Here is a 23705-nt window from a genome sequence, read left to right on the forward strand (position 1 = left end):
ACGTCTTCGTCGGGTGTTGCGTCCAGGAACGCAGTGTTCTATATTCGAACACAGTGTTCTACTATTGAACACAGCCTAGACCGGTGCCTCGCGCATCGCAAGGAGAGCCATGTCCGAGCGCCCCGCCGCCCCCGCCTCGCAGACGCTGAGCCGCGGCATCCGCATCCTCGAGGTGCTCGCCGACGCCCGCGGCGCGCTGACCATCGACGACATCGCCGGACGCCTCGAGGTGCATCGCTCCATCGCCTACCGCCTCCTCCGCACCCTCGAGGATCACGGTCTCGTGATCCGCGACGCGAGCGGCGCCGTGAGCCTCGGCGCCCGCATGGCCGCTCTCGCCGCCGGCGTCGCCCACGACCTCCAGGCCGAGGCCCTGCCGGAGCTCACCGCCATCGCGAACGAGCTCGGCATGACCTGCTTCCTCGCCGTCCTCGACGGGGCCGAGTGCATCACGCTCGCCAGCGTCGAGCCGCGACACGCCGTCGCCAGCGTCGCCCAGCGCCCCGGTGCACGGCACTCCGTCACGGTCGGCGCCCCCGGGAAGGCGATCCTCGCGCAACTCGACGCTACGGAGGTGCCCGTCGACATCGCCCCCGCCCTGCGCGCCGACGTCGACACCGCCGCCGCACGCGGTTATGCCACGAGCCACGACGAGGTCATCCCCACGGTGCAGTCCGTCGCCGTCCCGCTGCGTCTGCGCGGCCAGCGTCCCGCCGCGATCGCGGTCGTGCACGTCGCAGCCGACCTGGACGACGAGGAGATCGCCGCGCGGCTCCGGCGTTCCGCCGACCTCATCCGCGAGGCCCTCGACGGCTGAGCGGGGACGCACGAGAGCGCACGCCCCTCAGGGGACGTGCGCTCTCGTGGCAGGGAGGTCAGACCTTCGCGAGCCCGCGGATCGGACTGACCGACTGCTCCTCCTCGTGATCCGGGCCGAGCGGGATGCCGGAGCGATCGCGCAGCAGGAGCGTCGCGATGAGCCCCAGCGCGGTCATGCCGGCGAGGTACCAGGTGACCGCGTCGGTCGACCCGGTGGCCTTCACGATCGCCGTGGCGATGAGCGGCGCGAACGCCCCACCGGCGATCGCGCCGATCGCGTAGGAGATCGAGACGCCGGAGAAGCGGATGCTGGCCGGGAACAGCTCGGTGTACAGCGCGGCCTGCGGGCCGTACGTGAAGCCGAGACCGATGGTGAGGATCGCGAGCCCCGCGAACAGCAGGCCGATCTCGCCGGTGTTGACGAGCGGGAACAGCGTGAACACGCCGACCAGCTGCAGCACCCAGCCGATCAGGTAGGTCGTGCGGCGGCCGAGGCGGTCCGACACCCATCCGGCGAGCAGGGTCGTGAGCAGCCACGTGACCGCCGAGCCGGTGACGGCCCACAGCACGGGTCCACGCTCGAGGCCGATCGGCCCCTCGGGGTCGGTCGCGTAACCCTGGATGTAGCCGCCGGTGGTCATGTAGCCGACGGCGTTGTTCCCGGCGAAGACCAGCGCCGCGATGATCACGAGCAGCGCGTGCTTGCGGAACAGCTGCACGATCGGCATCTTCGCCTTCTCCTTGCGCTCGGCGAGCTCGGCGAAGACCGGGCTCTCCTCCACGCGACGCCGCACGTAGTAGCCGACGAGGATCAGCACGACACTCAGCAGGAACGGCACGCGCCAGCCCCACGCGAGGAACTGGTCTCCCGGAGCGATCGCGGTCATCAGCGCCATGACGCCCGAAGCGAGCAGCAGCCCGAGCGGCACGCCGATCTGCGGGGAGGCGCCGAAGATGCCGCGCTTCTTCCGCGGGGCGTGCTCGACGGCCATCAGCACCGCGCCGCCCCACTCGCCGCCGGCCGAGATGCCCTGCACGATGCGCAGGAGCACGAGCAGCACCGGGGCCATCACGCCGATGGTCTCGTAGGTCGGCAGCACACCGATCAGCGCGGTGGCGGCGCCCATCAGGATCAGCGTCCACATCAGCACGACCTTGCGGCCGAGCTTGTCGCCGTAGTGGCCCGCGAGGAACGCGCCGAGGGGACGGAAGAGGAAGCTCACACCGACCGTGGCGAAGCCGACGAGAGCGCTGTTGGCGCCGAGCGGCGCGAAGAAGAGCTGTCCGAAGACCAGCCCGACCGCCGTGGCGTAGATGAAGAAGTCGTACCACTCGACGGTGGTCCCGACGACGGTGGCGAAGACGACACGACGCCGGTCGGCCGCCGTCGCGATGGTTCCGGTGGGCGTGAACCCACCCTGTGACTGCCCGCTCATGGGGTGTCTCCTTTGTGCTTGTGACCGCGTTGTCACGGCGCGCCCGGACGTGAATCCGATCTGCTTGCCGAGGGGTGAGACGATGATATATGATTTCGGATACGACGCACAACGCGTCCTGACGAGCGCGAGGAGGCGCATCCGTGACGGACACCATCGCCCGCCCGGGGAAGATCATCGCGATCCACCTGAGCTACGCCTCGCGGGCCGACCAGCGCGGTCGACGCCCCGCCCACCCCTCCTATTTCTTCAAGCCGGCCAGTTCGGTCGGGGTTTCCGGCGGCACCGTCGAGCGTCCCGCCGGCACCGAGCTGCTCGCGTTCGAAGGGGAGATCGCGCTGATCATCGGCGCCCCGGCCCGCCGGGTCGCCCTCGCCGACGCCTGGGACCACGTGCAGTGGGTGACCGCCTCGAACGACCTCGGCCTCTACGATCTGCGCGCCAACGACAAGGGCTCCAACGTCCGCTCCAAGGGCGGCGACGGGTACACCCCGCTCGGCCCGGAGCTGATCGACGCCCGCACGGTCGATCCGGCGGCCCTCCGCGTGCGCGCCTGGGTGAACGGCGAGCTCCGCCAGGACGACACCACCGCCGGGCTCATCTTCCCGCTGGCCCAGCTCGTCGCCGACCTCTCCCAGCACTTCACGCTGGAGACCGGCGACGTGATCCTGACCGGCACCCCCGCGGGCTCGTCGGTCATCGTCCCCGGGGACGTGGTCGAGATCGAGGTCGACGCCCCGGACGCCCCCGGGGCCCCCACCTCCGGCCGCCTGATCACGACGGTCACGCAGGGGGATGTCCCCTTCGATGGCGACCTCGGCTCGCTTCCCGCGGTGGACGACCTCCAGCGCACCGAGGCCTGGGGCTCCCGCGAGCTCGCCGGCCTGCCTGCCGAGGACACCGCGCCCACACTCACCCCTGAGCTCCGCGCCCAGCTTCTCGAAGCCCCCACCGCCGGCCTTTCGGCACAGCTGCGCAAGCGCGGACACCACTCCTGCTTCATCGACGGCGTCTCCGCCAACCTCCCGGGCACGAAGATCGTCGGCACCGCCAAGACCCTGCGCTTCGTGCCGTTCCGCGAAGACCTCTTCCGCAGCCACGGCGGCGGGTACAACGCCCAGAAGCGCGCGTTCGACGCGGTCGCGGAAGGCGAGGTCATCGTCATCGAGGCCCGCGGCGACGCGACCACCGGCACGCTCGGCGACATCCTCGCCCTGCGCGCGCAGACCCGCGGCGCGGCGGGCGTGGTCACCGACGGCGGCGTCCGCGACTTCCAGGCCGTCGCCGAGATCGGGCTTCCGGTCTTCTCGCAGGGCGCGCACCCCTCGGTGCTCGGCCGCAAGCACGTGCCGTGGGACGTCGATGTGACGATCTCGTGCGGCGGCGCCACCGTGCAGCCCGGCGACATCATCGTCGGCGACAGCGACGGCGTGATCGTGATCCCGCCGGCTCTCGCCGCCGAGGTCGCCGCCGACGCCGTGGCCCAGGAGATCGAGGACGCCTGGATCGCCGAGCAGGTCGCCGCCGGGCACCCGGTCGACGGCCTCTTCCCGATGAACGCCGAGTGGCGCGCCCGCTACGAGCAGGCGACCGGCACCGGAGCGGAGCGGAAGTGAGCACGGTCGAGAGCACCAGCAAGTCGGAGCAGGCGTACGCCTGGATCCGCGCGCGCATCTCGGCGCACACCTACGGCCCCGGCTACCGCCTGGTCCTCGGTCCGATCGCCGAGGAGCTGGGGATGAGCGTGGTCCCGGTGCGCGAGGCGATCCGGCGCCTGGAGGCCGAGGGTCTCGTGACCTTCGAGCGCAACGTCGGCGCCCGCGTGACCCTCGTGGACGAGGGCGAGTACGCCCACACCATGCAAACGCTCGGACTGGTCGAAGGGGCGGCCACCGCGCTGTCCGCTCCCCTGCTCGACGCGGACGCGCTCGCGCAGGCCGCGGAGGTCAACGAGCGCATGCGCCGCCTGCTCGACCACTTCGACCCGCACACGTTCACCGAGCTCAACCGGCAGTTCCACTCCGTGCTGTTCGAGCCGTGCCCGAACCCGCACCTGCTCGACCTCGTGCACCGCGGCTGGGCCCGGCTGTCCGGCATCCGCGACTCGACCTTCGCCTACGTGCCCGGCCGCGCCCACCACTCGGTCGACGAGCACACCCAGATCCTCGAGCTGATCCGCGACGGCGCCGAGCCGCTGGAGATCGAGCTCGCCGCCCGCAACCACCGGTGGCGCACGAGGGACGCGTTCCTCGACGCCCTGCACACCCGTTCCGTCCCCGCCGAAGGAGAAGCATCATGACCGACTCCCGCATCCCCGCCGACCTGCCCGACCACATCCAGCACTACATCGACGGCGCCTTCGTCGACTCGATCGACGGCGACACGTTCGACGTGCTCGACCCGGTGACGAACCAGACCTACACGACGGCCGCCGCCGGCAAGAAGGCCGACATCGAGCGGGCCGTCGCCGCCGCCAAGCGCGCCTTCGACGAGGGCCCCTGGCCGCGCATGCTCCCCCGCGAGCGCTCGCGCGTGCTGCACCGGATCGCCGACATCGTGGAGTCGCGCGACGCCCGGCTCGCGGAGCTGGAGTCGTACGACTCCGGGCTGCCGATCACGCAGGCCCTCGGTCAGGCCCGCCGCGCCGCCGAGAACTTCCGCTTCTTCGCCGACCTGATCGTGGCCCAGGCCGACGACGCCTTCAAGGTGCCGGGCAAGCAGATGAACTACGTCAACCGCAAGCCGATCGGCGTCGCCGGGCTCATCACCCCGTGGAACACGCCGTTCATGCTCGAGTCCTGGAAGCTCGGCCCCGCGCTCGCCACCGGCAACACGGTCGTCCTCAAGCCGGCCGAGTTCACGCCCCTGTCCGCCTCGCTGTGGGCGGGCATCTTCGAGGAGGCAGGCCTGCCGCAGGGCGTCTTCAACCTCGTCAACGGCCTCGGCGAAGACGCCGGCGACGCGCTGGTGAAGCACCCCGACGTGCCGCTCATCTCCTTCACCGGCGAGAGCCGCACGGGGCAGATCATCTTCGGCAACGCCGCGCCGTTCCTCAAGGGCCTGTCGATGGAGCTCGGCGGCAAGTCCCCCGCCGTGGTCTTCGCGGACGCCGACCTGGAGGCCGCCGTCGACGCCACCATCTTCGGCGTCTTCTCCCTCAACGGCGAGCGCTGCACCGCCGGGTCCCGCATCCTCGTGGAGCGCTCGATCTACGAGGAGTTCGTGGAGCGCTATGCCGCGCAGGCGAAGCGCGTCAAGGTCGGCTACCCGCACGACCCCGAGACCGAGGTCGGCGCTCTCGTGCACCCCGAGCACTACGACAAGGTGATGTCCTACGTCGAGATCGGCAAGACCGAGGGCCGCCTGGTCGCCGGTGGCGGTCGTCCCGAGGGCTTCGAGGAGGGGAACTTCGTCGCCCCGACGGTGTTCGCCGACGTCGCCCCCGACGCCCGCATCTTCCAGGAGGAGATCTTCGGCCCGGTCGTCGCGATCACCCCGTTCGACTCCGACGAGGAGGCGCTGGCGCTCGCGAACAACACGAAGTACGGCCTCGCGGCCTACATCTGGACGAACGACCTCAAGCGCGCCCACACGTTCGCGCAGTCCGTCGAGGCCGGCATGGTGTGGCTGAACAGCAACAACGTCCGCGACCTCCGCACGCCGTTCGGCGGCGTGAAGGCGTCGGGCCTTGGCCACGAGGGCGGCTACCGCTCCATCGACTTCTACACCGACCAGCAGAGCGTGCACATCACTCTCGCCTCGACCCCGCACAACCCGACGTTCGGCAAGAACTGACGCCCCCGGACACAAGCAAGGACGCTGACATGACCGACAAGACCGCCAAGACCCTCACCTCCTCCGGCTACTACGTGAGCCAGGAGGCCCCGATCCAGAGCGACAACCCCGTCGCGACGCCGAAGAGCACGCCGCCGGACATCCTGCGGTGCGCGTACATGGAGCTCGTCGTGACCGACCTGGCCGCCTCGCGGCAGTTCTACGTCGACATCCTGGGCCTGTACGTGACCGAGGAGGACGACGAGGCGATCTACCTGCGCTCGACCGAGGAGTTCATCCACCACAACCTCGTCCTGCGTCAAGGGCCGATCGCCGCCGTCGCCGCGTTCTCGTACCGGGTGCGCGCCGCGGAGGACCTCGACCGCGCCGTGGAGTTCTACACGGAGCTCGGCTGCGACGTCCGTCGTCAGGAGCACGGCTTCGTGAAGGGCATCGGCGACTCCGTGCGCGTCGTCGACCCGCTCGGCTTCCCGTACGAGTTCTTCTACGCCACCGAGCACGTGGAGCGCCTGTCCTGGCGGTACGACCTGCACACCCCCGGCGAGCTCGTGCGCCTCGATCACTTCAACCAGGTCACCCCCGACGTGCCGCGCGCGGTGCGCCACTACCAGGACCTCGGCTTCCGCGTGACCGAGGACATCCAGGACGACGAGGGCACCGTGTACGCCGCGTGGATGCGCCGCAAGCCCACCGTGCACGACACCGCGGCGACGGGCGGCGACGGTCCGCGCATGCACCACGTCGCCTTCGCGACGCACGAGAAGCACAACATCCTCGCGATCTGCGACAAGCTCGGGGCGCTGCGCCGCTCCGACGCCATCGAGCGCGGCCCCGGCCGGCACGGCGTCTCCAACGCGTTCTACCTCTACCTGCGCGACCCCGACGGCCACCGCGTCGAGATCTACACGCAGGACTACTACACCGGCGACCCGGACAACCCGGTCGTCACCTGGGACGTGCACGACAACCAGCGCCGCGACTGGTGGGGCACCCCGGTGGTGCCCTCCTGGTACACCGACGCCTCGCTCGTGCTCGACCTCGACGGCAACCCGCAGCCCGTCGTCGCCCGCACGGACTCCAGCGAGATGGCCGTGACGATCGGCGCCGACGGCTTCTCCTACACCCGCGCGGACGAGGGCGAGACCTCGATGCCCGAGTACAAGCAGGGCGAGTACAAGCTCGGCCACCAGCTCTAGGAGACGCTCATGCTGTCTGAGGAGACGATCGCGCAGATCGCCGCGGAGCTCGCGGAGGCCGACCGCACGCACGGGGTCATCCCGCGCATCACCGCCCGGTACCCCGAGGCGACCGTGGAGGACTCCTACGCCATCCAGGGCGTGTGGCGGGATTCGCAGGTCGCGGCTGGCCGTCGGCTGGTCGGCCGCAAGATCGGCCTGACCTCGAAGGCCATGCAGCAGGCGACGGGGATCACCGAGCCCGACTACGGCGTCATGTTCGACGACACCGTGTACGAATCCGGCGCGGAGATCCCCACGGACCACTTCTCCAACGTCCGCATCGAGGTCGAGCTCGCGTTCGTGCTCAAGGAGCCGCTGGAGGGCCCCGACTGCACGCTGGAGGATGCCCTCGCCGCGATCGACTACGCCGTGCCGGCCCTCGAGGTGCTGAACTCGCACATCGAGCTCGAGGGCCGCACGATCGTCGACACCATCAGCGACAACGCCGCGTACGGGGCGATGGTGCTGGGGACGGTGCGCAAGCGCCCGGACGAGATCGACCTGCGGTGGGTGCCCGGCGTGCTGTCGCGCAACGGGGAGATCGAGGAGACCGGCGTCGCGGCCGGGGTGCTCGGCCACCCCGCCACCGGGGTCGCGTGGCTCGCGAACAAGTTCCATCAGCACGGCGCGCGTCTGGAGGCGGGCGAGATCATCCTGGCAGGATCGTTCACACGCCCGATGTGGGTGTCGCGCGGCGACGAGGTGCTGTGCGACTTCGGACCGATGGGGACCATCACATGCCGCTTCGTCTAGATCCGTCCTTCCGCGCGCAGTTGGCGGACTCCGACCACCCGTTCGTGGGAATGTGGGTGTGCTCCGGCAGCCCGCTGCTGGCCGAGGTCGCGGCGGGTTCCGGTCTGGACTGGCTGCTCATCGACATGGAGCACTCGGCGAACACGCTCGAGTCCGTGCTGACCCAGCTCCAGGCGGTCGCGGCCTATCCGATCACGCCTCTCGTCCGGGTGCCCTTCAACGATGCGGTCGCGATCAAGCAGGTGCTCGACCTCGGTGCGCAGAACCTCATCGTGCCGATGGTGTCGTCCGCCGACGAGGCCAGGGCCGCCGTGGCCGCGACCCGCTATCCCCCCGAGGGCGTCCGCGGGGTCGGCAGCGCCCTCGCCCGCAGCGCCCGCTGGAACCGCGTCGACCGCTACCTGCAGGAGTCCGCGCAGCACGTGTCGCTGACGGTGCAGATCGAGACGGCCGCGGGGGTCGAGGCCGCCGCCGACATCGCCGCGGTCGACGGGGTGGACGCGGTCTTCGTCGGCCCCTCCGACCTGTCCGCGTCGATGGGCCTGCTCGGACAGCAGACACATCCGGACGTCGTCGCCGCCGTGGAGTCGGTGTTCGCCGCGGTCCACGCCGCCGGGAAGCCGGTGGGTGTGAACGCCTTCGACCCGTCCGCCGCCGACGCGTACCTCGCGGCGGGTGCGGACTTCGTGGCCGTCGGCGCCGACGTCGCGCTCCTCGCCCGGGCCTCCGAGGCCCTCGCCGCCCGCTTCCTCCCCCGCTCCGACGCCTCCGGCCGCCCCAGCTACTGACTTCGAGTCGCGCACCTGGCTCCATCCGCGGCCGGAATGGGGCCATTTGCGTGATTCGAAGCGGGCGGGAAGGATGAGCCGGTGCACAGACTGGCGGCGACGCAGGACCGCAACTTCCGGTGGTTCTTCCTCGCGCGTGCCCTGACGCTCGTCACCGGCTCGATGTCGGCCATCGCCCTGGCGTTCGCGGTGCTCGAGATCGACAACGACGCCCGGTCGCTCTCGATCGTGCTCGCGGCCTTCACGATCAGCAACATCGTGTTCGTCCTGTTCGGAGGGGTCGTCGCCGACCGCCTCCCCCGCGCCCTCATCATCCAGTCCTGCTACGTCGTGGACATCGTGTCGGTCGGGGCGATGGCCGCTCTGCTGTTCACCGGCACGGCCACGGTCCCGCTCCTCGCCGTGCTCTCCGCGATCAACGGCGCCTCGTCCGCGTTCGTGCTCCCCGCGATGCAGGGCATCATCCCGCAGCTGACCACCCCCGCGCACCTCCAGCAGGCGAACGCGATGCTGTCGTTCGTCCGCTCGGCCGTCACGATCGGCGGCCCGGTCATCGCCGGGGTCCTGGTGGCCACCGCGGGACCCGCGTGGGCCATGGTCGTGCAGGCGGCGGGGTGGCTGCTCGCGATCCCGGTCCTCGCGCTCGTGAAGCTCCCGCCGCCCGCGGCCTCCGGCGGCACCACGATGTTCCACGACCTCCGGGTCGGGTGGCACGAGTTCTGGAGCCGCTCCTGGCTGTGGACCATCGTGCTGGCCTTCATGATCATGAACGCGATCCACGTGGGTGCCTGGGGCGTCGTCGGTCCGTACATCGCGAAGAACGACGATCGCCTCGGCATCTCCGGCTGGGGGTGGGTCGTGAGCGCGGAGGGCGCGGGGGTCCTGGTGATGACCCTGCTGCTGATGTGGTTCCCGCTCCGCCGGCCCCTGCGCTACGGGATGATCGGGATGGCGGCGTTCGCGCTGCCGCTCACCCTCCTCGGCGTGCATCCGGCCGTGGTCCTGCTGGCAATGGCGGCGTTCATCGCCGGAGCCGGGGCCGAGGTCTTCGCGACCGGCTGGAACCTCGCGATGATGGAGAACATCCCCGGGGAGAAGCTCTCGCGGGTCGCGAGCTACGACATGCTCGGCAGCTTCGTCGTGATGCCCATCGGCACGCTCGTGTACGGCTGGCTCGTGACGCACGCGGAGCCGGCCGCCGTGCTCACCACCTCCGCGGTCCTCTACGCGGCGATCGCCCTGGTGACGCTGCTCGTCCCCGCGGTGTGGCGGATGGGGCGGCCCGCGGCGGCCGTCCCGGAGCGCGCGGGAGTGGCGGATTCATAGCAATCCCGGCGAGACTGTGGGCATGACCTTCCCCCCGCTGCAGCCCCTCGCCGACCGTGCCGCCCTCTTCACCGCGCTCCGCCAGGACGCCCTCTCCGCGGCCGCCGACGCCCTCGGCGAGCACCGGTGGGACGCCGACCTCGCGGCGGGGACGCTGACCTTCACCGCGAACGACGACCCGACCCGGCAGCTCGTGACCCGCGCGCACCTCATCGCCACGATCGCCCCCGGCCCGCGCTCGCTGCTGTGGGCCTGGGCGCACCCCCAGGGCGACCCTCAGGGTGTCGCAGCGCAGCTCCGCGCGTACGGCGAGCAGCACGGGATCGCCGAGCTCACCGCCCCCGAGGTCCCGTTCCCGGCCGATGCCGCGGGCGACGCGGACTGGATCGCCCGCGCGGCGCACACGATCGGCGGCGTGGCGGTGGAGCTCACCGGACTACTCGGCTCCCGTCGACGGCGGCACCCGCGCGGTGTTCCTGCTCGACGCCCCGCTCGCCCCGCTCACGGTCGCCGACACGGTGGTGGCCCTGCCCCGCACCCTCGCGCAGACGCCCCTCCCCGACGCCCGCACGGCGGTCTGGGACCTCGCGCGTCTCGCCGGCTGGACCCTCACCTGGACGGACGAGTCCTTCTCCGGCGCCACGGTGACGGACGCCTCGGGCACCGCGACGATCCGCTTCGACGAGCAGGCCCGGATCAGCGGCGTGGAGAGCTCACTGCACGGCCAGGGCTGAGTCCGCGGAAACGCACGAACGCCGCAGGGATCACGAGGATCCCTGCGGCGTTCGTGTGAATCTGCGACGCGGCGCGGAGGTCAGACCGTCCGCTCGGCCGCCTCGACGACGTTGGTCATGAGCAGGGCGACGGTCATCGGCCCCACCCCTCCCGGATTCGGCGACAGGTACCCGGCGACCTCGGCGACCTCGGGAGCGACGTCGCCGAAGACGAGGTTCTTCCCGGTCTCCGGATCGGTCTCGCGGGTGACCCCCACGTCCAGCACCGCGGCTCCGGGCTTGACGTCCTCGGCGCGGATGAGGTGCTTCACGCCGGCCGCCGCCACGATCACGTCGGCCTCGCGGAGGTAACGCGGCATGTCGACCGTGCCGGTGTGCGTCAGCGTGACCGTGGCGTTGAGGTCGCGACGGGTCAGCAGCAGCCCGATCGAACGCCCGATCGTGACACCGCGACCGACGACCACGACGTGCTTGCCTTTGAGGTCGTAGCCGCCTCGCAGCAGCAGCTCGATGACCCCGCGCGGGGTGCACGGCAGCGGCGTGTGGATCGGCGCGTTGACGTTGAGGACGAGGCGCCCGAGGTTGGTCGGGTGCAGCCCGTCCGCGTCCTTCGCCGGATCGATCCGCTCCAGGATCGCGTCGGTGTCGAGGTGCTTCGGCAGCGGCAGCTGCACGATGTACCCGTGGCAGGCGGGATCGGCGTTGAGCTCGTCGATCAGCGCCTCGACGTCGGCCTGGGTGGCGTCAGCCGGCAGCTCGCGCTGGATCGAGTTCATCCCGATCGCCTCGGACTGCCGGTGCTTCATGCCCACGTAGAGCTGCGAGGCGGGGTCGGCTCCCACCAGCACCGTGGCGATGCCGGGGGTGACGCCCTTCTCCTTCAGCGCAGCGACCCGCTCCGTCAGCTCGGCGCGGATCTCGGCCGCCGCCGCCTTGCCGTCGAGGACGACCGCGGTCACTGCTGCAGGTCCGGGTAGAGCGGGAAGGCCGCGGCGAGCGCGTCCACGCGGGCGCGGAGCGCCTCGATGTCGGCACCGGGGAGCAGCGCGAGGGCGATGATGTCGGCCACCTCCGTGAACTCGGCGTCGCCGAAGCCGCGGGTCGCGAGCGCGGGCGTGCCGATGCGCAGGCCCGAGGTCACCATCGGCGGACGCGGGTCGTTCGGCACGGCGTTGCGGTTCACGGTGATGTGGATGTCGTGGAGGAGGTCCTCCGCCTGCTTGCCGTCGATCTCGGCGTCGCGGAGGTCGACGAGCACGAGGTGCACGTCCGTGCCGCCCGAGCGCACGGCGATGCCCGCGTCCTTCACGTCCTGCTGCGACAGGCGCTCGGCGATGAGCTTCGCCCCGCGCAGCACGCGCTCCTGGCGCTCCTTGAACTCCGGCGTGCCGGCGAGCTTGAAGGCGGTCGCCTTCGCCGCGATCACGTGCATGAGCGGACCGCCCTGCTGACCGGGGAAGACCGCGGTGTTGATCTTCTTGGCGAGGTCGGCGTCGTTGGTGAGGATGAAGCCCGAGCGCGGGCCGCCGATGGTCTTGTGCACGGTCGAGGACACGACGTGCGCGTGCGGCACCGGGTTGGGGTGCAGGCCGGCGGCGACGAGGCCGGCGAAGTGCGCCATGTCGACCCAGAGGATCGCGCCCACCTCGTCGGCGATGGCACGGAACGCGGCGAAGTCCATCGTCCGGGGGTAGGCGGACCACCCGGCGATGATGACGGTGGGCTTGTGCTCGATGGCGAGGCGGCGGACCTCGTCCATGTCGATCGTCGAGGTCTCGGCGTCGACCCCGTAGGCCACGATGTCGTACAGGCGGCCGGAGAAGTTAATCTTCATGCCGTGCGTGAGGTGGCCGCCCTGGTCGAGCGAGAGGCCGAGCAGGGTGTCGCCGGGGCGGGCGATCGCGTGCAGGACCGCGGCGTTCGCGGACGCACCGGAGTGCGGCTGGACGTTCGCGAACTCGGCGCCGAACAGGCTCTTGGCGCGGGAGATGGCGAGCTCCTCCGCGACGTCGACCTCCTCGCAGCCGCCGTAGTAGCGGCGGCCGGGGTAGCCCTCGGCGTACTTGTTGGTGAGCACCGAGCCCTGCGACTGCAGGACCGAGATGGGGACGAAGTTCTCCGAGGCGATCATCTCGAGGAAGGTCTGCTGACGCTTCAGCTCGCGATCGAGGACCTCGGCGATCTCCGGGTCGACCTCGGACAGCGGGGCGTTGAAGTAACGGTCGGTCATGACGTGCTCCTTTTGACGACGGATTCGAAAAGGGTGTTCCTATCGGCCCAGGCGCGCGGTCGAATTCCGTGGTCAGTCGCTCCCCGGTGGTTGTCCACCCAGACGCCAGTCGCGACGTCTACGAGCATAGCCGATGCGCGACGCCGCGCACGCGGTCGTTTCGAGCGTCATACCCGCCGTCTGCAGAATCGTTTCGATCCCCCTGTTCCCTTGCGGCGTTTCGACGGCTAGGTTTTGTTCATGGTCCTACCTCTTGATCTGCCCCTCGTCCCCGCTCCGGTGTCCGCGAAGGCCAGGGAGGGACGTCTGCCGCTCGCCGCGACGACGCGCGTGCTCGGCTCCTCCCCCGCCGCCGGACAGCTGATCGACGCCGTCGAACGCCGCACCGGTCTCCGCCTCACCGCGGTGGACTCCGGCCCCGCCGAGATCGAGCTGTTCGTCGACGCGGCCTCGTCCGCGCCGGAGGGCTACACGCTCGAGGTCGGCGACCGCGCCATCCTCATCGGCGCCGACGAGGCGGGGCTCTTCTACGGGGTCCAGACGCTGCTGCAGCTGCTCCGGGAGGACGACGCCGGCTGGGCGCTGCTCCGCGCCGACATCGCGGACGCCCCGCGCTTCGCCCGCCGGGGCGTGATGCTCGACGTGGCGCGGCACTTCTTCGGCGTCGACGACGTGAAGCGGTTCATCGACAGCACCAGCGCACTGAAGTTCAACCACCTGCACCTGCACCTCACCGACGACCAGGGCTGGCGCGTGCACATCGACTCCTGGCCGCTGCTCACCGAGCGGGCCGCCGCCACCGCGGCCGACGGCGCCCCCGGCGGCTTCTACACCAAGGACGACTATCGCGAGATCGTGGCGTACGCGGCCGCGCGCCACATGATCGTGATCCCCGAGATCGACCTTCCCGGCCACACCCACGCGATCGGCGTGGCCTACCCGGAGCTGGTCGAGGCCCCGGTCCTGAACGACGCGCTGATCGCCCAGTCCGAGCAGCTCGGCCAGCCGCTCCCCGTGGCCGGTGAGCCCTACCTGGGCTGGGGCGTCGGGCACTCCAGTGTGCGCATCCACGAGGAGGAGACGTATCGGTTCGTCCGCGACGTGGTCCGCGAGCTCGCCGAGATGACCCCGGGGCCCTACATCCACATCGGCGGCGACGAGTCCCTCGGCACACCGCAGGCCGACTTCGACCTCTTCGCGGAGCGCGCGACGGCGATCGTCGTCGAGGAGGGCAAGACCCCGGTCGCGTGGCACGAGATGGGGTCGGCGGCCGGCATCGCCCGCGGCACGATCGGCCAGTACTGGGGCATGACGACGCCGACGGGCACGCACGCCGAGGAGGCCGTGCACTTCGTCGAGCGCGGCGGAGCCCTGATCATGTCGGCGGCGGACGCGACCTATCTCGACATGAAGTACACCGCCGAGTTCCCGCTCGGCCTCACCTGGGCCGCGATCATCGACGTCCGTCGCGCGTACGAGTGGGAGCCGACCGCCGTGCTCGCCGTGCCGGACGAGGCGATCCTCGGCATCGAGGCGCCCTTGTGGTCCGAGACCACCCGCACGCTCGACGAGGTGGAGCAGCTCGTGTTCCCCCGAGCCGCCGCGCAGGCCGAGATCGCGTGGTCGCCGCGCGAAGGCGTGGGCCGCACGTGGGAGTCCTTCCGCGCCCGGGTCGGCACCCTCGCGCCGCTGTGGAAGGCTGAGGGGGTCGATTTCCACCCCGTCCCCGAGATCCCCTGGAGCGCCCGTTGAAGACCCTCTCCTCCGCGACCGGTTCCCTGGTCATCCACTCCGTCCGCCTCGTCGACCGCGGGGAGATCGTCGAGGACGGCTGGGTGCGCATCGAGGACGGTGTCGTCGTCGCGCGCGGCACGGGGACGGATTGGGAGCCGGCGACGGAGGTCGTGGACGGCGCGGCCGTGGCGGGCCCGGGCGCGCTGCTCACGCCGGGCTTCGTCGACATCCACGGTCACGGCGGAGCGGGCGCGGCGTACGACGACGGCGTGGACGCCATTCGTACCGGACGGGATCTGCACCGCGAGCACGGCACCACCAGGGCCGTGATCTCGCTCGTCACCGGCACGATGGACGACCTCACCCGCAGCGTCGCCCTGATCGCCGCCCTGACCAGAACCGATGCGGACGTGCTCGGCTCGCACCTGGAGGGGCCGTTCCTCGACCCGGGGCACCACGGCGCGCATGAGCCCTCGCTGCTGCGGCACCCCCTCCCGGCCGATGTCGCCCGTCTCCTGGAGGCCGGAGAAGGCACCGTCCGTCAGGTCACCATCGCCCCGGAACTCCCGGGCGGGATCGACGCTGTCCGTCAGATCGTCGCGTCGGGCGCTGCGGCAGCGGTGGGGCACACCGACGCCGACGCCGCCATGGCCGTCGCCGCCTTCGAGGCCGGCGCCTCGCTGCTGACCCACGCGTTCAACGCGATGCCGGGGATCCACCACCGCGCACCCGGACCGGTGCTGGCTGCAGCCGCCGACCATCGGGTGATCCTGGAGGCCATCGCCGACGACGTGCACCTCGACCCGCACGTCGTCAAGCTCGTGTTCGACGCGGCGCCGCACCGCGTGGCGCTCATCACCGACGCCATGGCCGCGGCCGGGAGCGCCGACGGCACGTACGACCTCGGTGCGGTGAAGGTCACCGTCGAGAACGGCGTGGCCCGCGCGGACGACACCGGCTCGATCGCCGGTTCCACCCTGACCCAGGACGTCGCGCTGCAGCGAGCGGTGGCGGCGGGCGTCCCCCTTGCGGAGGCCGTGCGGGCGCTCACGGAGACCCCGGCCCGCGCGATCGGACGCGAGGCGCACCTCGGCGCGCTGCGGTCCGGCCTGCTCGGCGATGCCGTGCTCCTGGACGCGGAGCTGCGCGTCGCGCGGGTCTGGACAGGACCGGCGCTGCCCGCCTAGGACGACAGCGCTCCGCGCGACGCGCAGCGCTGCGGTCTCCGGTCGATCGGACGAGACGGCGTCACCGGACTCCCCAGATCGGTGACGTGCGTCTCGCAGGTGTGGGAGTGGTGGGCCGCCGTTCTCCCCAGATCGGCGGCCCATTCCCTCCCGCTCGAGCGGGCGGGGCCGGGAGCTCCTCCCCCGAGGATCCCGACCCGCCCACTGGTGCAGTACCCCCCGCACCAGTGCCGGAACTCCGCCCCCCGGTGGAGTCCATTTCGGCTGTCTCTACGGGATGAGACGAAGGGGCGCCCGGTTCATTACGCGGTTCTCGGAAAAAAGTTCAGAAAACTTTTCGGGCGGTCCGCGCCGGGCGCCGCGGAGCCCTCCCGAGCATCTCCTCCGAGTCCGTGCCGGGGCTGGCCACCATGCCGATTTCGCGAGACAATGGAGAGACCGCGTAATGAAAGACGCCTTCTCGCGTCTCTCTTCCTGGGGACGGCTGTGTGCCCCGGGACCAGATGGATGACCGTGCACCGAGAGAACACCACACCAGACGAGACCATCGGCGATGCCGATCTGATCCTCCGCGTCCGCTCCGGCGACAAGGGGGCGTTCGGGGAACTCTGGAGGCGGCACTACCCCTCCGGCATGACCGTCGCGCGATCGGTGACATCCTCGATCGATCCGGACGACCTGGTGCAGGAGTCCTATACCCGCATCTACCAGGCGATCCTCAAGGGCGGCGGCCCCAACGGCTCGTTCCGCGCCTACCTCTTCACCAGCATCCGCAACACCGCCGCCGCGTGGGGACGCGCACGCCGCGAGACCGCCATCGACGAGCTCGACACGGTCGCCGACCCGGACAGCACCGAGCACGCCACGAACGAGGCCCTCGACCGCAGCCTCACCGCGCAGGCCTTCCGCAGCCTCCCGTCGCGTTGGCAGGAGGTGCTCTGGTACACCGAGATCGAGCAGATGAAGCCCCAGGAGGTGGCTCCGCTCCTCGGCATGAAGGCCGGCGCGGTGTCGCAGCTCGCCTTCCGCGCCCGCGAAGGGCTCCGAGAGGCGTGGATCCAGGCGCACCTGCGCAGCGCGAGCCCCGGCTCGGAGTGCCAGTGGACGATCGAGCATCTCGGTGCCTACTCGCGCGGCAACCTCGCCACCCGCGACCACCGTCGCCTCGAGTTGCACCTCGACGAGTGCGCCCGCTGCATGATCGTCGCGGCCGAGGCCAAGGACGTCTCCACGCGCCTCGCCCTCGTCCTGCTCCCGCTCGTCCTCGGCGCCACCGGCGCCTCGGGGTACCTCGCGGCTCTCCAGGGCGGTGCGCCGGTCCTGGCAGTGGCGGGGATGTCGTCCACCATTCCGGGTGCGGTCTTCGTCGGAGACGGCGGCATCGGCCAGGCCGCGGCAGCCACCTCCGGCTCCGGCGCAGCCGGATCCGGAGCCGGGTCCGCCGGCGGCGCGGGCACGGGCGCAAGCACGGGTGGCGTCTTCACCGGCATGGGCGCCGTCGTCGGTGCCGGGTCCGCCGCCCTCGTGGTCGCCGGAGTGGTCGCCGCTGCGGCGATCGTCCCCGGACTCACGGGTGCGAACCCGGCGACATCGCTGCCCAGCGCCTCCGACACCGATCCGTCGTCGATCACGACCGACATCGCGCCGGACTCGTCGCTCGACCTCGACGAGCCCGTGGTGATCGAGACGCCGGACGTCGAGCAGCCGCCGGCTCCGCCCGCCGAGGAGGAGGCGGCTCCGCCGGTCTCTTCGGAGACCGGACCCGACGCGGCTCCCGCTGCCCCGGTGACGACTCCTGTGCTTCCCGAGGCCACGCTGCCGCCCGTCGCTCCCGTGGACCCGATCGATCCGGTGGACCCCGTCGACCCGGTGGACCCCGTCGATCCGGTGGACCCGGTCGATCCAGTGGACCCCGTCGACCCGGTGGACCCCGCGATCCCCACGGACCCGCCCACCTGGAGCACCGCCGACGTCTGGTTCGGCGACGATCTGCACTGGTACTACTTCGTGCCGGTCGTCGGAGCACCGGGCACCGTCGTTCAGGCACTGCTCGACGGTCAGGAGAGCGACAGCACTGTCCTCGGCGAGGATGGCACCGGCTTCGTTCAGCTGCGCGCATCCCTCGACCAGTTCCTGTTGGCCAGCCTCGTGCCGGTGACCTTCCGCTACGTGCTGCCCTCCGGCGAGGCCGGCCCATCGGCAACCACCTCGCTCTACTCGCTCGAACCCCAGGGAGCAGGCGCGGACGAGCGTACCGCGGCCATCGATCCCGTGGAGCAGCCGGCGGTCGTCGTCGAGGATGCCGACCCGGCACCCGAAGCGCCTGTCGCCGCTGCCGAGACACCGGTCGATGAGGTCGCGGCACCCGTCGAGGCCGCTCCAGTACCCGCAGAGGCCACGCCGACGGAGCCCGCACCGGCCCCCGAAGCTGCACCGGTCGCGCCCGCACCGGCCGCGAACCCTGCCGCGACAGAAGCCCCGGCGGAGGACGCTCCGGTCGCGGAATAGACTGGACGTATGACCCCGGATTCCTCCCCTGTCGCCGGCGTCGACCGTCCGGCCCTCACGGCCCTCGACATCGTGCGCGTGATCGTCCTCATCGCGGCGATCGCCTCGCTCGCCCTGTGGGGGTTCGCGAGCTGGGATCTGCCGTGGAACATCGTGATCGGCGTCGGCGCCCCCGTTGTCGCCCTGCTGCTGTGGGCGCTGTTCCTCTCTCCGCGCCCCGTGCTCCGCGTGCACCCTTTCCTCCGCGCGGTCGTCGAGCTCTTCATCTACGTCGGCGTGACCATCGCGTGGTGGTCCATGGGCCAGGCCCTCATCGGCACGGCCTTCGCGCTGGTGGCCGTCGTCGCCGGGGTCCTCAGCGGGCGCCGCGCCCTGGCATGAGCGCACGGTCGTGAGCGTCGTCTCGCTGCTCCGCGACGCCCTCGGGGCGCGCGTGGACGTCAGCGAGCAGACGCGGCGCGTGACCAGAGCCGACCGCTCCGGTCACGCCGCGGTGGGCCTTCCCCTGGCCGTCGTCCACGCGGAGAGCGTGGACGACGTGCAGCAGACCATGCGGATCGCGACCGCGACGCGCACGCCCGTCGTCGTGCGCGGTGCCGGAACCGGACTCGCCGGAGCCGCCAATGCCGGAGACGGGGAGATCGTCCTCTCCCTCCGCCGCATGGACGCCATCCTCGAGGTCCGACAGGACGATCTCCTCGCCGTGGTCGAACCGGGCATCCTCAACGCCGACCTCAACGCGCATCTGGCGACCCAGGGACTCTGGTGGCCGCCCGATCCCGCCAGTCGCGACATCTCCACCGTCGGCGGCAACATCGCGACCGGAGCCGGCGGACTGCTCTGCGCGAAGTACGGCGTCGTCCGCGATGCGGTGCTCGGTGTCGATCTCGTGCTGGCCGACGGCCGCCTGCTCCACCTCGGGCACCGCAGCGTGAAGGGCGTCACCGGGCTCGACCTCACCGCCCTCGTCGTGGGGTCGGAGGGAACGCTCGGCGTCGTCGTCGGGGCCACGCTCAAGCTGCGCCGCCTGGTGCCGGGCGAGACCTGCACGGTTACGGCGACCTTCCCGGGCGTGCGCGCGGCGGCCGCAGGATCCGCGGCGGTGACCGCCGCGGGGATCCAGCCCGCGATCATGGAGCTCATGGATGCCGCGAGCCTCGCCGCCGTCCACGCCCTGCTCGCCCTCCCTGCGCCGACGCCGGGCGCCGCCCAGCTCACGATCCAGACCGACGGTCCCGCCGCGCGTGCGGAGGCGGAGGCCATCGCCGGCATCCTCAGCGACCACGAGGGCGTTCCCGTGGTCTCGCACGACCCCGTCGAGGGCGATCGTCTGCTCGCGATCCGCCGTTCCATGCACGCAGCGATGGCGTCACTCGGGACCACGCTCATCGAGGACGTCTCGGTACCGCGGAGCGCGATGCCGGCCATGTTCGACGAGATCGCCCGGATCGAGCGCGAGTACGACATGGTCATCCCGACCGTGGCCCATGCCGGCGACGGCAACCTGCATCCGAACTTCATCTTCGAGGGGCCGGAGACCCCGCCGCTGGTGTGGGCGGCGGCCGACGAGCTCTTCCGCGCCGCGATCCGGCTGGGCGGCACCCTCACCGGCGAGCACGGCATCGGCGTCCTCAAACGGCGCTGGCTGGCCGACGAGCTCGGTGACGATCAGTGGCGCCTCCAGCGCGACATCGCCGCGGTCTTCGACCCGCTCGGCATCCTCAACCCCGGAAAGGTCTTCTCTCCCGATGCCTGACATCCACGTGAGCGCGGCCGTGATCGTCGATGCGGAAGGGCGGGTCCTCGTCGTCCGCAAGCACGGCACGACCCGCTTCATGCAGCCCGGAGGCAAGCCGGAGCCCGGCGAGTCCCCCGTCGAGACCCTCATCCGCGAGCTGCAGGAGGAGCTCGGCCTCGAACTCACGGAGTCCGACCTGCGCCCTCTGGGTCGCTTCGAGTCGGCAGCCGCCAATGAACCGGGTCACCGCGTCGTGGCCGACGCGTTCTCGGCCTCGATCGATCCCGACGGGGTCCGCGTGCAGGCCGAGCTCGCCGAACTGCGCTGGATCACCCCGGAGGACGCCGCGGCGCTCCCGCTGGCCCCGCTCAGCGTCGAGCACCTGCTGCCGCTCGCGTGGCCGACCGGAGCGCGCTAGCGCCTCGGATCAGATGCCCTGCCAGGACGGCTTGTTCGCGAACGTGTAGCGATAGTAGTCGGCAAGCTGCAGCTTCGAGGCGGCGGCCTCATCGACGACGACGGTCGCGTGCGGGTGCAGCTGGATGGCCGACCCGGGCAGCAGCGCGGTGAGCGGCCCCTCGACCGCACCGGCCACGGCCTCGGCCTTGCCTTCGCCGAACGCCAGCAGCACGAGGTGGCGCGCCTCCAGGATGGTCCCCAGGCCCTGCGTGATGCAGTGCATCGGCACATCGTCGATCGAGTCGAAGAAGCGGGCGTTGTCCTCGCGGGTCTGCTCCGTCAGCGTCTTCACCCGCGTGCGGGAGGCGAAGGAGGATCCGGGCTCGTTGAACCCGATGTGCCCGTCGGTGCCGATGCCGAGGATCTGCAGGTCGACCCCGCCGGCCGCGGCGATGGCCGCGTCGTAGTCCTCACCGGCGTGCTGGATGGTGGCCTCCGCGCCGTTCGGCACGTGGATGCGCTTCGGGTCGAGGCCGAGCGGCTCGACCACCTCGCGCGTGATCACCGAGCGGTAGCTCTCCGGGTGGGAGGGGTCGATCCCGACGTACTCGTCGAGCGCGAAGCCCCGCACCTGCGAGACGTCGCGCCCCGCCAGGCGGCTGCGGAGTGCCTGGTAGACGGGCAACGGCGTCGATCCGGTCGCGAGCCCCAGGACGGCGTCCTGACGACGGTCGATGAGCTCGACGATCTCGGTGGCGACCAGGGCACCGGCGGCCTCGGCATTCTCGACGATGACGACCTCAGCCATGCGGAACGATCTCCTTCTCAGAAATGGATGCGCCCACCAGAGCGGCGCCGAAGGCGGCGGCGGGGGAACCCGCGGGGAGCAGTTCGATTCTCTCATCCAGCCGCAGGGACTTCAGGAACGGTGACGCCTGGGCGCCCGCGTGCAGGGCGGCACGGATGCCGTCCGCGAGTCGACCGCCGAGCGCGGTGAGACCGCCGCCGATGACCACGGTCTCGACGTCGGCCGACAGCACGAGCACGCGCACGGCCGCCGCAGCCCCGAAGAAGAGGTCCGCCTGCAGGGCAAGGGCGTGCGGATCGCCGGCGTCGGCCGCCTCCACGATGTCCTTGACCGGCAGCGCGCCAGGGCGCCCCCAGGCCTTGGCCAGCGCCCCGCCGCCGCAGAACGTCTCCACGCAGCCGCGCTGTCCGCAGCCGCACAATCTCCCGCGGGGGTCGACGGAGAGGTGCCCGACCTCGCCCGCGGTCCCCCGCGCCCCACGCCAGATGCGGCCGTCGACGACGATGCCGGCCGCGACGCCGGTGCCGAGGTTCAGGTAGGCCATCGAGCCGGCGACGTCGCTCAGGACGGCGGCGCCGAGCGCGGCCGCCTTCACGTCGTTCTCCACTCGGAAGGGGACGCCCAGCGCCTGCTCGGCGCGCGCCGCGAGGTCGAGCGACTCCACGCCGAGGTTCACGGCGTGCAGCACACGTCCGCTCTCCACGTCCACGAGGCCGGGGATGCCGATGCCGGCGGATCCGACGGCGGACAGCGGCAGCCCGCTCTCCTCAGCGAGGGCGGCGACGGTCGAGACGATGCTGTCGACGACGGCGTCCTCCCCCCACCCGGTCGGGCGACGCAGGCGGGCGAGGATCGTTCCGGCCGGGTCCACGGCGACGGCGTCGATCTTGGTGCCGCCGACGTCCAGGCCCACGCGAAGGGGCCGACCGGCGCGGTCGGCCGAGGCGGGGACGATCATCGGATGCCGTTCCCGGTCATGGTCGCGGAGGTCACGACACCCCCAGCTGCCCGGAGAGCACCATCACTGCGGCGCCCCGGAGCACGATGTCGTCCTGACGGGTGAGCCGCACCATGACGTCCTCGAACACACCCTCGAGCGTCCGCGCGTGGAGCGTCTCGACGGCCGCGTCGATGAGCGTGCCGTCCAGCAGTTCGGCGGGCCCGGAGAGCACGACCTCGGACAGGTCGAGGGCGGCGACGATCGGGGCGATCGCGATCGCCATGCGGGTCCCGGAGTCGCGGAGGATCTCCTCGCGCGCGGCCGGGTCGGCGTCGAGCGCCTCCTGCATGCGACTCACGCTCAGCCAGGCCTCCAGGCAGCCGATCTTGCCGCACGCGCAGCGCGGGCCGCCGTCCGTGCCGACGACGACGTGACCGATCTCGCCCGCGGCGAAACGGCTGCCGAGGAGCGGCTGGCTGCCGGTGATCAGCCCGGCCCCCACGCCGCGGCCGATCTTGATCAGCATGAAGTCGGCTTCCGCCTCGCCGAACGTGTACTCGGCGAGGACCGCGGCATTCGCGTCGTTCCGCGCCAGCACGGGCAGGTCGAGGTCGGCGCTGAGCTTCGCCTCCAGCGGGAAGTCGGTCCAGCCGAGGTTGGGCGAGCTGAGGACGAGGCCGTCCGGACGCACGACACCCGGGGTGCCGATGCCGACGCCGAGCACCGGCTGCGTGGCGATCTCGACGAGGGTCTGCGCGAGGCCGCGGAGGGCATCGTACGCCGCGTCGCCGTCCGGCGTCTCCGGACGCGGCACCTGCCGCCGCTCCAGGACGTCGCCGTCGAGACTGAGCACGGCCCCCTCGAACGCGGTCGGTCCTGACAGGTCGAGCCCGATGATCTGATGCCCCACCCGGTCGATGTCGATGAGGATCGGCGGCTTTCCGGGGCCGACCGCCTCGCGGACGCCGATCTCGACGACGATGCCGTCGGCGATGAACTCCGCGACGAGGTCGGAGATCGTGACCCGCGTGAGGCCCGTCTCGCGGGAGAGGTCAGCGCGGCTCATCGCCCCCGAGTGGTAGAGCGTCTGCAGCACGAGTGCGCGGTTGTGGCCGCGGGCGTGCTCGGGGAGCACCTTGGTGCGCGAACGGAGATGCCGCGCAGGGCCGAAGGCGTGCGCGTTCGCGGCGACGAAGTCTGTCGTCGCCGCGGGGCGCTGATCATCCGAAACGGACATGTTTGTTAGTAGACCTTACGAACAGGAATTGTGCA

21 protein-coding genes and 1 riboswitch are annotated in these 23705 nt (G+C 71.4%); of the genes, 15 read left to right on the forward strand and 6 right to left on the reverse strand.

Translation table 11 applies throughout. The features are described from left to right. The first annotated feature begins 109 nt into the window (after positions 1 to 109). Entirely contained in the window at positions 110 to 817 is a 708-nt protein-coding gene (locus tag BK819_RS00275) for an IclR family transcriptional regulator (RefSeq protein ID WP_071327418.1), read from the forward strand. A gap of 58 nt (positions 818 to 875) precedes the next feature. Here BK819_RS00275 and BK819_RS00280 read toward each other — a convergent pair whose 3' ends face one another. Continuing rightward, the gene (locus BK819_RS00280) at positions 876 to 2255 is read right to left on the reverse strand and encodes an MFS transporter (RefSeq protein ID WP_071327419.1); all 1380 of its coding nucleotides are present in this window, start codon (positions 2253 to 2255) and stop codon (positions 876 to 878) included. A 143-nt stretch (positions 2256 to 2398) separates the two neighbouring features. Here BK819_RS00280 and BK819_RS00285 point away from each other — a divergent pair, with 143 nt between their 5' ends. The 8 genes from BK819_RS00285 to BK819_RS00320 all read left to right on the forward strand — a co-directional run bounded on the left by BK819_RS00285 (position 2399) and on the right by BK819_RS00320 (position 10948). Beyond that, positions 2399 to 3871 carry a fumarylacetoacetate hydrolase family protein gene (locus tag BK819_RS00285; protein ID WP_071327420.1) on the forward strand — a complete coding sequence of 491 codons (1473 nt, stop codon included), beginning with the start codon at positions 2399 to 2401 and terminating at the stop codon, positions 3869 to 3871. After that, positions 3868 to 4554, forward strand: a complete 687-nt coding sequence (locus BK819_RS00290) for a GntR family transcriptional regulator (RefSeq protein WP_071327421.1) — start codon at positions 3868 to 3870, stop codon at positions 4552 to 4554. The genes BK819_RS00285 and BK819_RS00290 overlap by 4 nt, the downstream gene beginning before the upstream one ends. After that, positions 4551 to 6050 (forward strand): 5-carboxymethyl-2-hydroxymuconate semialdehyde dehydrogenase, encoded by a 1500-nt coding sequence (gene hpaE, locus BK819_RS00295; protein WP_071327422.1) that lies wholly within the window; start codon positions 4551 to 4553, stop codon positions 6048 to 6050. The genes BK819_RS00290 and hpaE overlap by 4 nt, the downstream gene beginning before the upstream one ends. A 29-nt stretch (positions 6051 to 6079) precedes the next feature. Next, entirely contained in the window at positions 6080 to 7246 is a 1167-nt protein-coding gene (gene hpaD / locus BK819_RS00300) for a 3,4-dihydroxyphenylacetate 2,3-dioxygenase (protein WP_071327423.1), read from the forward strand. Positions 7247 to 7255: 9 nt separating this feature from the next. Beyond that, on the forward strand, positions 7256 to 8041 hold the full coding sequence (locus BK819_RS00305; protein WP_071327424.1) for a fumarylacetoacetate hydrolase family protein: 786 nt from the start codon (positions 7256 to 7258) through the stop codon (positions 8039 to 8041). Then, on the forward strand, positions 8026 to 8829 hold the full coding sequence (locus BK819_RS00310; protein ID WP_071327425.1) for an HpcH/HpaI aldolase/citrate lyase family protein: 804 nt from the start codon (positions 8026 to 8028) through the stop codon (positions 8827 to 8829). Before BK819_RS00305 ends, BK819_RS00310 begins: the two co-directional genes overlap by 16 nt. Before the next feature lie 81 nt (positions 8830 to 8910). Next, a complete protein-coding gene (locus BK819_RS00315; protein WP_071327426.1) occupies positions 8911 to 10155 on the forward strand; it encodes an MFS transporter in 1245 nt (414 codons plus the stop codon). A gap of 22 nt (positions 10156 to 10177) precedes the next feature. After that, a complete protein-coding gene (locus BK819_RS00320) occupies positions 10178 to 10948 on the forward strand; it encodes a DUF6882 domain-containing protein (RefSeq protein WP_256209330.1) in 771 nt (256 codons plus the stop codon). Between the two features lie 21 nt (positions 10949 to 10969). Here BK819_RS00320 and BK819_RS00325 read toward each other — a convergent pair whose 3' ends face one another. Together BK819_RS00325 and glyA are read right to left on the reverse strand one after the other, a co-directional pair. Beyond that, the gene (locus BK819_RS00325) at positions 10970 to 11848 is read right to left on the reverse strand and encodes a bifunctional methylenetetrahydrofolate dehydrogenase/methenyltetrahydrofolate cyclohydrolase (protein WP_071327427.1); all 879 of its coding nucleotides are present in this window, start codon (positions 11846 to 11848) and stop codon (positions 10970 to 10972) included. Further along, entirely contained in the window at positions 11845 to 13119 is a 1275-nt protein-coding gene (glyA, locus tag BK819_RS00330; RefSeq protein WP_071327428.1) for a serine hydroxymethyltransferase, read from the reverse strand. Before glyA ends, BK819_RS00325 begins: the two co-directional genes overlap by 4 nt. 38 nt (positions 13120 to 13157) lie before the next feature. Beyond that, positions 13158 to 13242, reverse strand: a riboswitch (ZMP/ZTP riboswitch). Between the two features lie 117 nt (positions 13243 to 13359). Between glyA and BK819_RS00335 the strand changes: the two genes are divergently transcribed. The 6 genes from BK819_RS00335 to BK819_RS00360 all read left to right on the forward strand — a co-directional run bounded on the left by BK819_RS00335 (position 13360) and on the right by BK819_RS00360 (position 20704). Then, on the forward strand, positions 13360 to 14871 hold the full coding sequence (locus BK819_RS00335) for a family 20 glycosylhydrolase (protein WP_083391596.1): 1512 nt from the start codon (positions 13360 to 13362) through the stop codon (positions 14869 to 14871). After that, positions 14868 to 16040, forward strand: coding sequence for an N-acetylglucosamine-6-phosphate deacetylase (locus BK819_RS00340; RefSeq protein ID WP_071327429.1), 1173 nt, complete (start codon positions 14868 to 14870; stop codon positions 16038 to 16040). Before BK819_RS00335 ends, BK819_RS00340 begins: the two co-directional genes overlap by 4 nt. A 507-nt stretch (positions 16041 to 16547) precedes the next feature. Next, positions 16548 to 18548 (forward strand): sigma-70 family RNA polymerase sigma factor, encoded by a 2001-nt coding sequence (locus tag BK819_RS00345; protein WP_071327430.1) that lies wholly within the window; start codon positions 16548 to 16550, stop codon positions 18546 to 18548. Between the two features lie 9 nt (positions 18549 to 18557). Continuing rightward, complete coding sequence (locus BK819_RS00350; RefSeq protein ID WP_071327431.1) at positions 18558 to 18929, forward strand: YrdB family protein; 372 nt, start codon at positions 18558 to 18560, stop codon at positions 18927 to 18929. Positions 18930 to 18939: 10 nt separating this feature from the next. Beyond that, positions 18940 to 20304: an FAD-binding oxidoreductase gene (locus BK819_RS00355; RefSeq protein WP_083391598.1), complete on the forward strand. Its 1365-nt coding sequence runs from the start codon at positions 18940 to 18942 to the stop codon at positions 20302 to 20304. Beyond that, positions 20297 to 20704, forward strand: a complete 408-nt coding sequence (locus tag BK819_RS00360; RefSeq protein WP_071327432.1) for an NUDIX domain-containing protein — start codon at positions 20297 to 20299, stop codon at positions 20702 to 20704. Before BK819_RS00355 ends, BK819_RS00360 begins: the two co-directional genes overlap by 8 nt. Positions 20705 to 20713: 9 nt before the next feature. On the opposite strand, the gene nagB is transcribed toward BK819_RS00360, so the two are convergent. From nagB to BK819_RS00375, 3 genes are read right to left on the reverse strand one after another with little or no spacing between them, the layout of a single operon-like run. Further along, positions 20714 to 21493, reverse strand: a complete 780-nt coding sequence (gene nagB / locus BK819_RS00365) for a glucosamine-6-phosphate deaminase (protein ID WP_071327433.1) — start codon at positions 21491 to 21493, stop codon at positions 20714 to 20716. Continuing rightward, positions 21486 to 22451: an ROK family protein gene (locus BK819_RS00370; RefSeq protein WP_071327434.1), complete on the reverse strand. Its 966-nt coding sequence runs from the start codon at positions 22449 to 22451 to the stop codon at positions 21486 to 21488. The genes nagB and BK819_RS00370 overlap by 8 nt, the downstream gene beginning before the upstream one ends. Before the next feature lie 31 nt (positions 22452 to 22482). Continuing rightward, positions 22483 to 23670 (reverse strand): ROK family transcriptional regulator, encoded by a 1188-nt coding sequence (locus BK819_RS00375; protein WP_060922844.1) that lies wholly within the window; start codon positions 23668 to 23670, stop codon positions 22483 to 22485. Between the last annotated feature and the right edge of the window lie 35 nt (positions 23671 to 23705).

Source organism: Microbacterium sp. LCT-H2 (assembly GCF_001866135.1).
Lineage (GTDB): Bacteria > Actinomycetota > Actinomycetes > Actinomycetales > Microbacteriaceae > Microbacterium.